Source organism: Mammaliicoccus sp. P-M58 (assembly GCF_022386165.1).
Classification (GTDB): Bacteria; Bacillota; Bacilli; order Staphylococcales; family Staphylococcaceae; genus Mammaliicoccus; species Mammaliicoccus sciuri.
Genome location: NZ_JAJNJI010000015.1, coordinates 24,945 through 39,114, shown reverse-complemented (window position 1 = coordinate 39,114; position 14,170 = coordinate 24,945). Strand labels below are relative to the sequence as shown.

At 33.5% G+C, this 14,170-nt stretch carries 15 protein-coding genes and 1 riboswitch; of the genes, 5 read left to right on the top strand and 10 right to left on the bottom strand.

The genetic code is table 11. From position 1 onward, the window contains the following. Positions 1–2: 2 nt before the first annotated feature. Positions 3–272, bottom strand: coding sequence for an acylphosphatase (locus LQ694_RS14045; protein WP_049318890.1), 270 nt, complete (start codon positions 270–272; stop codon positions 3–5). 147 nt (positions 273–419) lie between these two features. Here LQ694_RS14045 and LQ694_RS14040 point away from each other — a divergent pair, with 147 nt between their 5' ends. Both LQ694_RS14040 and cspA read left to right on the top strand, forming a co-directional pair. After that, the gene (locus LQ694_RS14040; RefSeq protein WP_048543023.1) at positions 420–722 is read left to right on the top strand and encodes a DUF1033 family protein; all 303 of its coding nucleotides are present in this window, start codon (positions 420–422) and stop codon (positions 720–722) included. Positions 723–890: 168 nt separating this feature from the next. Next, on the top strand, positions 891–1,091 hold the full coding sequence (cspA, locus tag LQ694_RS14035) for a cold shock protein CspA (protein ID WP_016912585.1): 201 nt from the start codon (positions 891–893) through the stop codon (positions 1,089–1,091). 106 nt (positions 1,092–1,197) lie between these two features. Here the strand turns inward: cspA and lysA are convergent, their stop codons facing one another. The 9 genes from lysA to LQ694_RS13990 all read right to left on the bottom strand — a co-directional run bounded on the left by lysA (position 1,198) and on the right by LQ694_RS13990 (position 11,670). Then, positions 1,198–2,463: a diaminopimelate decarboxylase gene (lysA, locus tag LQ694_RS14030; RefSeq protein ID WP_058611298.1), complete on the bottom strand. Its 1,266-nt coding sequence runs from the start codon at positions 2,461–2,463 to the stop codon at positions 1,198–1,200. Next, positions 2,463–3,533: an alanine racemase gene (gene alr / locus LQ694_RS14025; RefSeq protein ID WP_058611299.1), complete on the bottom strand. Its 1,071-nt coding sequence runs from the start codon at positions 3,531–3,533 to the stop codon at positions 2,463–2,465. The genes lysA and alr overlap by 1 nt, the downstream gene beginning before the upstream one ends. Next, positions 3,533–4,681: a M20 metallopeptidase family protein gene (locus tag LQ694_RS14020; RefSeq protein WP_058611300.1), complete on the bottom strand. Its 1,149-nt coding sequence runs from the start codon at positions 4,679–4,681 to the stop codon at positions 3,533–3,535. Before LQ694_RS14020 ends, alr begins: the two co-directional genes overlap by 1 nt. Positions 4,682–4,779: 98 nt before the next feature. Next, positions 4,780–5,499 carry a 2,3,4,5-tetrahydropyridine-2,6-dicarboxylate N-acetyltransferase gene (gene dapD / locus LQ694_RS14015; protein WP_037588029.1) on the bottom strand — a complete coding sequence of 240 codons (720 nt, stop codon included), beginning with the start codon at positions 5,497–5,499 and terminating at the stop codon, positions 4,780–4,782. Position 5,500: 1 nt separating this feature from the next. After that, complete coding sequence (gene dapB, locus LQ694_RS14010) at positions 5,501–6,238, bottom strand: 4-hydroxy-tetrahydrodipicolinate reductase (RefSeq protein WP_096791422.1); 738 nt, start codon at positions 6,236–6,238, stop codon at positions 5,501–5,503. Then, positions 6,235–7,125, bottom strand: coding sequence for a 4-hydroxy-tetrahydrodipicolinate synthase (dapA, locus tag LQ694_RS14005; RefSeq protein WP_096791421.1), 891 nt, complete (start codon positions 7,123–7,125; stop codon positions 6,235–6,237). The genes dapB and dapA overlap by 4 nt, the downstream gene beginning before the upstream one ends. Before the next feature lie 15 nt (positions 7,126–7,140). Continuing rightward, complete coding sequence (locus tag LQ694_RS14000) at positions 7,141–8,127, bottom strand: aspartate-semialdehyde dehydrogenase (RefSeq protein WP_058611303.1); 987 nt, start codon at positions 8,125–8,127, stop codon at positions 7,141–7,143. Positions 8,128–8,147: 20 nt separating this feature from the next. Then, on the bottom strand, positions 8,148–9,350 hold the full coding sequence (locus LQ694_RS13995) for an aspartate kinase (RefSeq protein WP_126477862.1): 1,203 nt from the start codon (positions 9,348–9,350) through the stop codon (positions 8,148–8,150). A gap of 86 nt (positions 9,351–9,436) precedes the next feature. Further along, positions 9,437–9,613: riboswitch (Lysine riboswitch) on the bottom strand. A 455-nt stretch (positions 9,614–10,068) separates the two neighbouring features. Further along, complete coding sequence (locus LQ694_RS13990) at positions 10,069–11,670, bottom strand: ABC-F family ATP-binding cassette domain-containing protein (protein WP_037588021.1); 1,602 nt, start codon at positions 11,668–11,670, stop codon at positions 10,069–10,071. 143 nt (positions 11,671–11,813) lie between these two features. Between LQ694_RS13990 and LQ694_RS13985 the strand changes: the two genes are divergently transcribed. The 3 genes from LQ694_RS13985 to LQ694_RS13975 all read left to right on the top strand — a co-directional run bounded on the left by LQ694_RS13985 (position 11,814) and on the right by LQ694_RS13975 (position 14,167). Then, positions 11,814–12,716 carry a CvfB family protein gene (locus LQ694_RS13985; protein ID WP_058611305.1) on the top strand — a complete coding sequence of 301 codons (903 nt, stop codon included), beginning with the start codon at positions 11,814–11,816 and terminating at the stop codon, positions 12,714–12,716. A 256-nt stretch (positions 12,717–12,972) separates the two neighbouring features. Beyond that, positions 12,973–13,842 (top strand): CAT RNA binding domain-containing protein, encoded by an 870-nt coding sequence (locus LQ694_RS13980; protein ID WP_218696560.1) that lies wholly within the window; start codon positions 12,973–12,975, stop codon positions 13,840–13,842. Next, positions 13,835–14,167, top strand: coding sequence for a PTS lactose/cellobiose transporter subunit IIA (locus tag LQ694_RS13975; RefSeq protein WP_218696561.1), 333 nt, complete (start codon positions 13,835–13,837; stop codon positions 14,165–14,167). Before LQ694_RS13980 ends, LQ694_RS13975 begins: the two co-directional genes overlap by 8 nt. Positions 14,168–14,170 lie beyond the last annotated feature (3 nt).

Here is a 14,170-nt window from a genome sequence, read left to right as displayed (position 1 = left end):
ATTTATAACGTTTTGAAATGCTTAGTTTTTTCGTCTAAAGTGGTATCTTCGATTGTATAATTTTCTACAACTGAAGCTGGCGCTACTCCCTGGATAACACCATTAGTAAATTGTTCTAATTGATCTTCTTCACCACTTGCGTATATTTCTACATAATCGCTGACATTTTCAACGGTACCAACAATTTTATGTTTCTTAGCGAGTTGAGCAGTGAAAAATCGAAACCCAACACCTTGTACCCGTCCAAAAACTTTTATATGTTTTCCGTTCATATTTATCACCTCATATCTTTATTATAAAGGGTTCAGTGTAAAAAAACTAATAATTAGAAACAAATCGACAAGCTATTTTCTTGATTTAATAATCAATAAGATTTAAATTAACTCTAGGGCAATTTTCTAAATAGGGGAGATTTTAAGATGTATAAAATCGTAACAATCCGAACAGATTATGAGGGATGGTGGCTGTTTGACGATTGGAAAGACTATATCATTAAAGAAATTGAATGTCATGACTATGAAGAAATGGTCAATCAATATCATAATCTACTTAATCAATATCAAACGAAGTTTACTAATGAACTTGTAGGTAAACATAACATACATGCTTTTTATAATAATTGTGATCTATCTTACTGTGAAGACTGCGAAGAAGATATGCAAATATTTTATAGTATTCTTATATTAAATGACAATTCAATTTATACACCATTACCAAAATAATAAATTCTGAAAATATCTTAAATGGTATTGCATTTGAATATTCTGTGACGTATAATAAGTAATAGCAATATCGTTATTCCATATTGCAAATAACATTATTAATTAATTGTGTTTTTTGTAATATGCGAATATCGCATATTGAATTTTAGTCTTGGAGGTTTCACAATTATGAAACAAGGTACAGTTAAATGGTTTAACGCAGAAAAAGGATTTGGCTTCATCGAAATTGAAGGAGAAAATGACGTATTCGTACATTTCTCAGCAATTAACCAAGAAGGTTACAAATCTTTAGAAGAAGGTCAAGCAGTAGAATTCGAAGTAGTTGAAGGCGACCGTGGCCCACAAGCTGCAAACGTTGTAAAACTATAATATATATGAATTTGAACGACTAAAAAGAAACCCTAACGATGTTAGGGTTTCTTTTTGCGTTATCGTATTGTTATTATTTAATAATAACTTTCAAGATTTCAGCTTATTATTTTACGTCATTCATAATCAATTGTTTTAATGTTTGTCTCTTAATAACTTCTCTCGCTTTTCCATCTTTAACAAATAGAACTGATGGTTTAAGCATTTGATTATAATTTGAACTCATAGAGTAGTGGTAAGCACCTGTAGATAATACAGCTATATAATCCCCGATTTTTGTAGATTTAGGAAGTTTCATATCTCTACCAATTAAGTCACCTGACTCACATAACTTACCAGCAATTGTGACCTCATGCATATCTTCATCATTTCTATTCACTAACAGCGCTTCATATTGCGCATCATATAGTGCCGTTCTAATGTGATCACTCATACCGCCATCAATTGATACATACGTATTAACATTAGGAATCTCTTTAATTGTTCCTACTTGATACAACGTAACACCCGCTTCACCAACAATTGAACGACCTGGCTCTATAGAGATTTCTGGAATAGCCATATCATATTTTTGACTATTTTCTTTAATCGCATCTGTAATCAATTTAATACCATCTTCAATAGGGTAACTTTTATCCGCTTCAGTATATTTAATACTAAAACCGCCACCTAAATTTAAAATATCAATCTCAATATCATGTTCTTTTAACCATTCAAATACAATTTGGATTGTGTTGATTGTACCATCAGCTTCGAAAATTTGTGATCCAATATGGAAGTGAATACCTTTAAAGTCTATTTTATCTGATTCTTGCAAAGCACGTACACCTTCAAGTGCAGTACCGTGTTTAATAGACAAACCAAATTTACTATCTTCTTGACCAGTTTGGATAAATTCATGTGTATGTGCTTCAACACCAGGATTAACTCTTAATACAGCTTTAATAGGCTTAGAAGCTAATCTATTAATACGTGTAATTTCATCTAATGAATCAATTACGAAATATTCAACGCCGCTTTCAATCGCATATTCAATTTCTTCATTCGTCTTATTGTTACCATGAAAATGAATTTTACTTGGGTCAAATCCACTTGCTAAAGCTGTATATAATTCACCTTCAGATACGACATCTAGACCCATTTCTTCTTCTGCCATCAATTTAAACAATTGAATACTACTAAATGCTTTAGAAGCATACGAGATATTATATGATAAACCATTTTCTTTGAATGCTTCATGGAATCTTCTGCATTGTGTTCTAATTTGTTCCTCATCATATACGATAGTAGGGGTACCAAAACTTGCAGCTATCGTATGTAATGATACATTGCCCATTGTAAGAACACCTTGGTCATTATATTTAACTGTCATTATCTAATCTCCTTTATTAATGAATGATGGTTTAATGCACTGATTTGCTCAGAATTTGCACCAACACCTTTAAATGTAAATTCATCAATCCTTATATCGTTACTATACATAACGACTTGATCACCACTTTGGATTGTATCATCTACTTCAACGAACATGTGACTCATCATCAACCCTCTAATTGGATAGCGTTGTTGATTAATAAGGGCATCATGTTTCGCTCTTGTCTTAAGTATACCGTCTCCATAGCCAATATCAACTACAGCAATGTTACAATCTTTATCAGCTGTATACTGGAAACTATATCCACAAGTTTCTCCTTTTTTAATAGGGCGAACTTGTATCACATTAGCTGTGACTGTAAAGTTTTGTTCTGTAAGTGTAGTAGGGAGGGTACTATAAGGTCTTGAACCATAAAGTATAATACCAAGACGAGCATGCGTATGTTGATTTAACAATCCGTCTTCTCGTACATAACTTGCACTATTCTGAGCGTGAATAAACTTGAAGGCATAACCTTGGTCTAATATAAATGATAAGCAATCAATCCATGCTTGTCTTTCTGTTTCATATTCATCGCCACCAAATTCATCTGCATATCCGAAATGTGTCCATATACCTTCAATAATTGCTTGCTCTGCAATAGGTAAGCTTTCATTGTTTTTAAGTACTTGCAACATTTCATCTTGGTCTTTCAAACCAGAACGGTGTAAAAGATTTTCAAGTTCTAAATGTAATTTAACGCCTGCTAAATCTTCTATATGTTCATGATAGAACGTCAACGAAGGTAACGTCATCGCAATGTTATGTGCCTTTAATGTTTCAAATTCGATAGAAGGATTCATCAAAAAGATATTCACTTGTTTATCTATTTCACGAATTCTTACCGCTTCATGAAGTGATGTTGTACTGAATGTTTGAATACCTGCTTGAATAAAGGATTCAACTGCGAATTCTAGTCCAAAATGATAAGCATCGTTTTTCACGACTGCCATAACTTTGTTATCTTTAATAACATTTTTAGCATTTTTTATAAAATTTTGTTCATCAATCGTAATACGTGCTACCATTATTTGTCCGCTCCTTGATTTAATAGTGCTGTATAGTAATCAGCGACACTGATCAATACTTCTTCATCGAAATTGAGTCTATTTGTATGTAGACCATAAATGTAATCTTTCTCAACGTTTCGTGTGCCAAAAAAGACAAAATAACTTGGTGCTAATTGACGATAGAAACTAAAGTCTTCACCAAATAAATAAGGCTTTTCAAGTTCATGTAAAGTTAAATCGAGACTCGTTAAAGCTTCTTTAACGCCATCATATAATTGTGCATCATTTGTAGTAGGTGGATATCCTTCAGCAAAATCAACCGTACATGTAACCCCAAATAACAATTCAACACTTTCTGCGATTTTTTGCATTTGATTTTTAACAATTTCAAGATCATTCGTATCATATGTACGAATCGTACCTTCTAAGTAACCATTCTCTGGAACGGTATTAATGGCTTCACCAACATTGAATTGACCAACATGAACAATATTGCGATTTAAACCATTTAAATGAAATTGCTGAATTTGTGTAACTTGAGATAGTACATGCATCATAGCTTCTGATGCTGCTTTACCATCTTCTTTACTAGCAACATGACTCGAACTTCCTTTTAAGTAAAATCGATACTCTGTTGCACTAGCTGTAATTTCATCATTTTTAAAGGCTACTGTACCGACATCTTCAAATGGCATAATATGAACGCCATAAATTTTCTCTATATTGTATTTATCAAACACGTTTGATTGGATTAATTGATTTGCACCGGCTTCAGTTTCTTCTGAAGGTTGGAATATAAATACTACATTATGCGGTAATTCACCTTTATCATATAATGCTTTACAACGTTGTGTAAAAAGCATTAACGCTGTCGTATGCCCATCATGTCCACATGCATGCATAACTTGATCAACCGTACTTTTATAAGGTACATCGTTTGCTTCTTGAATAGGTAAGGCATCGATATCCGCTCTATAGGCAATAGTATGATTCGAATTACCTTCTAAATAACCAATGACACCCGTTTGAATAGGGCGTTCGTATGGAATATTTAATTGTTTTAAGAAGTCTTCAATGTACGCAGTTGTCTCATATTCTTGCATACTTAACTCTGGATGTTGATGTAAGTATCTTCTTGTATTTTTCACAAATTCTAATTCAGACATTTAACTCAGTCCTTTGTATTATGTATAGAAAGAGGGAGCGGGATAGAAATTTCATTTAAGGAAAATGATATCGCAGTCCCGCCCCGACTATAATGATATTATTGATTTAAATTACGTAATGCAGATACAATTTCTTTTTTACCATCTTGTACATCTGCTGATTGTTTAATAACTTTAGCAGGTGTACCAGCTACTACTGCACCAGCTGGAACATCTTTAGTTACAATAGCCCCAGCTGCAACGATTGCACCTTTGCCGACTCTAACGCCTTCAAGGATAACAGCATTTGCACCGATTAATACGTCATCTTCAATCACTACAGGTGATGCACTTGGTGGTTCGATAACACCCGCTAATACTGATCCAGCACCAACGTGTACATTTTTACCAGTTGTTGCACGTCCACCTAAAGTAGCGTTCATATCTACCATTGTACCTTCACCAACAACAGCACCGATATTGATTGTAGCACCCATCATAACAACCGCACCGTCTTCAATAACTGCATGTTCTCTAATGAAAGCACCTGGTTCGATTCTTGCATTTGTATTTGTTAAGTCTTTTAATGGAATTGCTGAATTGCGACGATCATGTTCAATTTCTAAATCTGTAATAGCTGATTGATTCGCTTCATAAAAGCTCTTCCAATCTTTAGCATCACAGAAAATTGTTTTAGATGTTTCAGAACCAAATACTTTAAATGACTCTGGGAATTCAACATTTTCAAATGTGCCGTTTACATAAACCTTTAAAGGCGTTACTTTCTCTGCCTCACTAATATATTGTATAATTTCTTCTGCCGTAAAATCTTTAACCATGTTAAATTCTCTCCTCATTTAAATTATTGTATGTGTAATATCCGTTTTCTTTATTGACTAGAACATCTGCTACATTAATTGCGCCATTAGCGAAAATATCTTTAGATTGCGCACGATGTGTGATTTCAATTGTTTCGTCATGACCCGCAAATAATACTTGATGTTCTCCAACAATTGTACCACCACGTTGTGAACTAATACCAATTTCTGCAGGTTCACGTTTAGTAGATGATTCATGTCTATCATATACTGGTACAGATTGTGCTCTTTTTTCTTTAATCGCGTCATATAGTTGAACGAGTGTACCACTTGGTGCATCGACTTTCTTATTATGATGCTTTTCTAACATTTCAATATCAAAGTCTTCCAATAATGGTACTGCATATTGAATAATTTCTTTTAATATATGCACGCCATAACTCATATTTGCACTGAAAAATACAGGCATATTTTGAGCTTTTTCTTTTAACTTTTCTATGATTTGTTCTTTTTCACCAGTCGTTGCGATCACTAAAGGTAATGTAAAGTCTTCTTCTAATAATGGCAATAATAATTCAGGATTAGAAAAGTCTATCGCCACATCCGCTTCTGGCGCTTCTGAAATAGATTCAAAAGCAGCGTAGGGATATGATTTCGTTGAATCCTTCACGACAACACCAACTATTTCGTTGTATCTTTCTTCTGCTAATCTTGCGACGCGTTCATTCATTGCGCCATATCCGATTAATAATATCTTCATTGTTTTACACCATCTTTAAACTTAGTAAATGCTTCACTTAAAACTTTTCTTTCTTGTTCTTCCAATGTAACAAGCGGTAATCTTACTTCATAACGACCGAAACCTAATTCAGACGTTAATAACTTAATCGGCACTGGATTAACATCTACACTTAAGTGATTAAGTAATTCTGTAATATCACGATTTAAAGTGTTTGCTTGTTCTAATTGATCATTAACGACATAATCATATAATTGTTGTGTTTCTTGTGGTATAGCATTTGCTACAACTGAAATTAATCCCGCTCCGCCTAATTGATAGTAATCCAACATATTGTCATCATTACCACTATATAATGCAAAGTCACTTGGTAATTGTTGTTTTAAAGATTTTGCATATTCTAAATCTCCTGTCGCATCTTTTAAAGCCACGATGTATGGATTTTCACTTAGTTTAATTACCGTTTCAACATCTATCGTCATATTTGTTCTAGATGGGACATTATAAAGTACAACAGGTAATGCAACTTCATCCGCAATTTTTGTGAAATGAGCGATTAATCCACGCTGACTCGTCTTGTTGTAATAAGGTGTGATTAACATAATCGCATCAGCACCTAATTCTTTAGCTTTTATAGAAGCATCGATAGAAGCTTGCGTATTGTTTGTACCTGTACCTGCTATAACTGGAACACGGCCATTGACTTTTTTAATCCCACATTCTAATAACGTATTTCTTTCTTCTGTTGTAAGGGTAGGGTTCTCTGCTGTTGTTCCGTTAATAATAATACTTTTAACACCATTATCTATTAAAAATTCTATATGATTTTCAAAGGCTTCGTAGTCTACATCCTCATTTGTAAATGGTGTTGTAAGGGCAACGCCAACACCGTTAAAAATATGTGACATACTGAACACTCCTCCTTATTTTTTATTTAATTCTAATACTTGTTCTAGCACTTGAACGGCATTTAAACTTGCACCTTTTAATAAGTTATCTGAAGTACACCAGATGTGGAATGTATTGTCTAAAGAATCATCTTTACGAATTCTTCCAACGAATACTTCATCTTTACCAGTAGAATGAATCGCTAGTGGATATTCATTATTTTCTACGTTATCTACTAAGACAACACGGTCATCTTCATTAAATAAGTTACGAATATCTTCAACAGTCGCTTCTTTATCTAAAGTTACGTTTATATGCACACTATGGCTATCTTGAACAGGTACACGCACACAAGTTGCTGTTACATTTAAAGAAGGTTGATCTAAGATTTTTCTAGTTTCGTCGATCATTTTTTGTTCTTCTTTTGTATAACCATCTTCTAAGAATACATCTATATGTGGTAACACATTATTATAAATTGGATGAGGGTAGTTCTTTGGTGCTTCTCCTTTTTCACCATTAGCTAAATCTTCACGACCTGCTAAACCGGATCCTGATACAGCTTGATATGTTGTATAAGCAACACGTTTTAATCCGAATTGATCTAATAAAGGTTTTAAAGGTACAACTGATTGAATTGTTGAACAGTTTGGGTTTGCAATAATTTTACGATTTAATTTAGGTACATTCACTTCCGGAACGATTAAATCAATATCTTCATGCATACGCCATTGACTTGAATTATCGATTACAATTGCACCATTTTTTTCAAATAGTGGGGCGAATTTCTCACTTGTACCACCACCAGCACTCATAATAACGTAATCGAAATTGCCATCTGTTTTCTCTTCTGTCAATGCTTCAACAGTATAAGTTTTCCCTTGGAATTCGATTTGTTTGCCTGCTGATCTAGGTGATGAAAATAATACAAGTTCATCAAATGGTACATTTTTTCTATCTAATACTTCTAATACTTTTTCTCCTACTAAACCTGTTGCGCCTACAACTGCTAATTTTGTCATTTTGTTCACTCCATCATTCATTATATATTAAATGCTTCACTTAAAGTTCGAACGGCAGTTTCTCCTAATTCACGATCAACAACATAAGAAATACTAATCTCAGAAGTTGTTGTTTGATAGAAGTTGATGTCATGACTAATTAAAGTGCGGAATGCTTTTGAAGCTATTCCTGACATATCTCTCATGCCAGTTCCAATCACTGAAAGTTTAGCGTAATTATCTCTCATTTTGTAACGTAAGTGAGGGTATTCCTCAGTAAGTTGTTCAATGATTTGTTCGATTTGATATACGTCTGAATCTTTAATCGTAAACGAAAGCTGTAATCCTTGTTGATTTTCAATTTGAGATATCATATCAACATTCATTGATTGTTCTTCTAATGAATCAAATAATTTCTGTAATAATGCAAAATTTTGCATCGGATAAGTTAAAGTAACATGAATCATATGTGTATCAAGTGCGACTCCTGTAACTGCTTTTTTCTCTAATATCTCTGTTTGTGGCATAATCCATGTTCCTTTCACGTTTGATAATGTTCTACCAAGATATAATGGTATGTTATAATTTTTTGCAATTTCGACACTTCTAGATTCTAATACGCCAGCACCTAAAGCACTCATTTCCATCATTTCTTCATATGAAACTTCATTGAGTAACTTTGCTTCTTTATAAATTCTAGGGTCTGTTCCATATACACCATCAACATCTGTATATATTTCACAAGATGTATCTATACTTGCTGCAATGGCTACTGCAGTTGTATCAGAACCGCCGCGTCCTAAAGTTGTAATTTCCAGATGATCATTTACACCTTGAAATCCTGCAACGACTAGAATGTCATTTGTTTCAAAAGCTTCTTCAAAACGTAGTGCATCAATTTCTGCAATTTTACTTTTCAAATGATGACCAATCGTCTTGATACCTGCTTGATATCCAGTCATTGCTTTCGTTTGAACACCAATATCATTCAATACCATTGATAAGTATGAAATGGTTTGTTGTTCACCCGTCGTTAAAAGCATCGCTAAATGCTCATCTTTAGGTTGCGTCGTAAGTGAGCTAATATTTTCAAGTAAAGAATCTGTCGTCTTACCCATAGCACTTACAACCACTACTAATTGTTCTCCATTATCAACACGTGATTTCAACATATGTGCGATATTTTTAATTTTGTCAAAATCACCAACGGACGTACCGCCAAATTTTAAAACACTCTGACTCAAAATAATTCCTCCTATAAATCGGAGACGAACGCTGTAATATAAATAAAAAAACAAGTTCGGCATTCGAACTTGTTTTAATTTATATATACAAGTGATGCACTCCATTATTCTTAAGATAATGACAGACAACTAGCTCTTAACCTAAATGTCCAACACCATATTTCTGCAAAAATATAATGTTTCGGCATCGCACCCTTTCACTCCTTTAAGATTGCAGTCCAATAGGGGGAGTTACTAATGATTGATGCGCCTCATCAAAAACATATTCAATTGGTATGCATTCATTATACATACAAAGAATATTGATGTAAAGAGAGAAAACTGATAATTTCAAAAAGTTCTTACTATTTAGACGATAAGCCCTAGAAATCAATATTCATTCATATTCATTTTAGATGAGTGTGGAGAAGATGGAGGGAGTTTTTAGGAATGGGGGAAGGTTGGTAAGAAAAGGGTGGTGTATTTATAAAAAGTGGAGATGAATTTATCTTGTTTGGTTAGTCTTGATAAATAGCTGGGCTGTATTTATCTTGTTTGGCATGTCTTGATAAATAGAGCTGTTGCTTGTTTGCCTTGTCTTGCAATATTGAACGCCTGAACATTGCTAGTCGACGCTCACTTGCAACATTGAACACCAAAAACACCCCACATTACCTCATTTTCCCCAAATAAAAAAAGCTAGGACTTATAAAGATGTCCTAGCTTCACTACATAATGCTTAGTTATAAACACCTTGATCTCTCAAGTATTCTTCATAACTGATTTCTTTAGAAATTGCGCCGTCTTCTTTGATTTCAATTACGCGGTTAGCGATTGTATTGATAAATTCAAAGTCATATGAAGTAAAGATTAATGATCCTTTGAAGTTCTTCAATCCATCATTGACTGCAGTGATACTTTCTAAGTCTAAGTGGTTTGTTGGTTCATCGAGTAATAATACGTTAGAGTTTGATAACATCATTTTACTTAACATACATCTTACTTTTTCTCCACCTGAAAGGACACTTGCTTTTTTCTTAACTTCTTCACCACTAAATAACATACGTCCAAGGAATCCTCTTAAGAATGTTTCTGTTTGTTCTTCTGGTGGTGCATACTGTCTTAACCAGTCAACTAAGTTCATTTCTATACCTTCGAAATAATCTGAGTTATCTTTTGGTAAGTATGATTGTGTTGTTGTAACGCCCCATTTAACTGTTCCTTCATCTGGTTCAATTTCACCAGCTAAAATACGAAGTAGGGTAGTTTTAGCAATCTCACTTTCTCCAATTAATACAGCTTTATCATTTGGATTCATTGTAAATGAAACGTTATTTAATACTTTTTGACCGTCAATTGTTTTTGAAACACCTTGAACTTGTAATAAGTCGTTACCGATTTCTCGTTCAATTGTGAAATTAACGAATGGATAACGTCTTGATGATGGTTGAATGTCATCGAGTTCAATTTTTTCAAGCATTTTCTTACGGCTTGTTGCTTGCTTAGATTTAGAAGCGTTCGCACTAAATCTTGCGATAAAGTCTTGTAATTCTTTAATGCGTTCTTCTTTTTTCTTGTTTTGGTCTTGAGCCATTTGAGTAGCAAGTTGACTTGATTGATACCAGAAGTCATAGTTTCCGACAAATAGTTTAATTTTGCCGTAATCTAAGTCAGCTATATGTGTACAGACATTGTTTAAGAAATGTCTATCATGTGATACGACGATAACTGTATTCTCAAAGTTAATTAAGAAATCTTCTAACCAAGCAATCGCTTTAATATCTAAACCGTTTGTAGGCTCATCGAGTAATAGAACATCTGGCTCACCAAATAAACTTTGAGCAAGAAGTACTTTTACTTTTTGGTTGTTTTCTAATTCAGACATCATTTTGTCATGTAATTCGTCTTTAATACCTAAACCTGAAAGTAATACAGATGCATCCGCTTCTGCATTCCATCCATTCATTTCAGCAAATTCACCTTCAAGTTCTGCTGCACGCATACCATCTTCATCTGAGAAATCTGGTTTCATATAAATTTCGTTTTTCTCAGTCATAACTTGCCATAATTTTTCATGACCTTTTAATACAACATCAATCACTTTTTCATCTTCGTGCGCAAAGTGATCCTGTTTTAATACTGCTAAACGTTCATCTTTACCAAGTGAAACGTGACCTGATTGAGAATCTAATTCGCCTGATAATACTTTTAAGAACGTTGATTTCCCAGCTCCATTAGCACCGATAAGTCCGTAACAGTTACCTGGTGTGAACTTAATATTTACATCTTCAAAAAGCTTACGATCACCGAAACGTAAACTTACATTCGTAACTTGTAACATTAAATGACTCCTTTTCATTAATACTTCTACCGATGAATTATATCATAAATGAAACAAAAATGGGCAAGAGTTTGAACAGTCGTTACACGAAGCAAAATGCATGTTATAATGAATAAACGAAAAACATATGAATGGAGAATGACATGGCACACGAAAAAGATACGCTTGTAGGTCGCATAGACTTTTTAAAAGTGGATAGATTGGAAGGTTCAACTTATCATTTACTTGGACCAAATAGCGAACCTATTAAAATGAATGCTTCAGAAGTCGAAGATGACGATCAATTAGAAATCGGTGAAGATTATAGTTTCTTTGTATATCCAAGCCGATCTGGAGAATTATTTGCAACACAAAACATGCCAACTATTACAAAAGACCGTTATGATTGGGTAAAAGTATTGAGAGTAGACCGTGATGGTGCTGCAGTAGATGTAGGATTACCTAGAGAAGTACTCATTCCATGGGAAGATCTACCTAAAGTTAAAGAACTATGGCCACAAAACGGTGACATGATATTCTGTACACTTAGAATAGATAGTAATAGTCAAATGTTTGCGAGACTAGCAACAGAAACAATTGTCGACACGATGTACAAAACGGCTGAAGAATCTATATTACATCAACATGTAACAGCAAGACCATATCGCTTATTAAGAGTAGGTACTTTCCTATTATCTGAAGAAGGTTATAAAATATTTGTACACGAATCAGAACGTAAACATGAACCAAGACTAGGTGAAGAAATGGACGTTAGAATCATCGGCGTAAAAGAAAACGGTGAATTAAATGGTTCATTCTTACCATTGGCACATGAAAGACTAGATGAAGATGGCCAAGTGATATTTGATTTACTTGTAGAATATGACGGTGAATTACCATTCTGGGATAAATCAAACCCAGAAGCAATTAAAGAAGTCTTTAATATGAGTAAAGCAAGTTTCAAACGTGCTATCGGTAGATTATATAAACAAAAACTGATCACAATCGAGACTGGTAAAATTACCATCACTAAAAAAGGTTGGGCACAAGTTAAAAAAGAAGACTAATTAAAAAACCAAACCGACACTTCAAAATGAAGTAGGTTTGGTTTTTTAATGCCTTTATATTCCATTTAATTACAATATTGACATAATTTAAAAAGCGTTGTAAATTATAAATATAACAATATCGAACATTAATAAACAATTAAATATTTGGATCGTGACTATTCAATTAGGCGAAAACCACAATTCTTGAGGTGCATGAATCACCTCTAAGTCTTGTGGTATTTTTTATTTCAAATGATTGGAGGTATTGCTGCCTATGATAATCAAACAAGTCCTTAACAATAATGTTGCTATTGCCATCACTGAAAATGGTGAAGAAGTTATCGCTATGGGGAAAGGGATTGTATTTTCAAAAAAGAAAGGTGATTTCTTATCTCATCAAACACCCGAGAAAATATTTAGACTCGATAATCAAGAAGTGAGATTTCATTTACAGTCTTTAATTAATGATATACCCGTACCTATTATTACGACATGTTGTGAAATCATCAATGATGTTCAACATAAATTTGATTTTACGTTTCAAGATTATATTTATGTCACGTTAACACACCATTTACATCACGCTGTCAATATTCATCAAAACAACCAAAAGATACAAACATTTTCTATTGATGTTAAAAGCATTCATCCTCGTGCATTTGAATCTAGTTTATACGCATTAACGATTATTAAACGAAATTTAAATATTTCTTTTCCAGCATATGAAGCAAATAATCTAGCCTTACATTTTATTAATGCTGAGCAACCTGAGGGAATTGAGAATCAAACGGTATATAAGAATAAAAACATTCAACTGAACGATTTGATCATTTGCTTAAATCAAATAGGTATTTCACGGAATAAGTCCAATGAATATTATTATGATAGATTCATCCAGCATTTAAAGTATTTAACTGAACACATTCTTGATTATTCTGAAGACTTATCTCAACAAATTGATATATCATTCCAACAGCATTTAAAAACACACTATCCAAATTCTTATTTGTACGCAAAAGATTTATATCATGCCATATCAAGAAAGTTCAATATTGTTATTAATCAACATCACTTGTTCTATTTTCAATTGCATATAGAACGTATATTATCATCACAAAAAGGAGGCACAACAAGAGATGAGTAGAGAAGAGAAGATGATGGTAGGTTTCACCATTGTTGCGATAGCTGGGGATGCAAGAAGAGAAGTTATGGCTGCTATGGAAAAAGCTAAAAACGGACTATTCGATGAAGCGCGTAGTCATATTGAAAGTGCAAATACATATATAACGGAAGCACATAAAGAACAAACCCAATGTTTAGCTCAAGAAGCAAGTGGTGAATCATCTGAATTAAGTTTTATCATGGTACACGGTCAAGATCACTTAATGACAACGATGGCACTACGTGATTCTGTAAATTACATCATTGATATTTATGAACAACTTCAAACTTTAAAACAAAATGGGTGATAC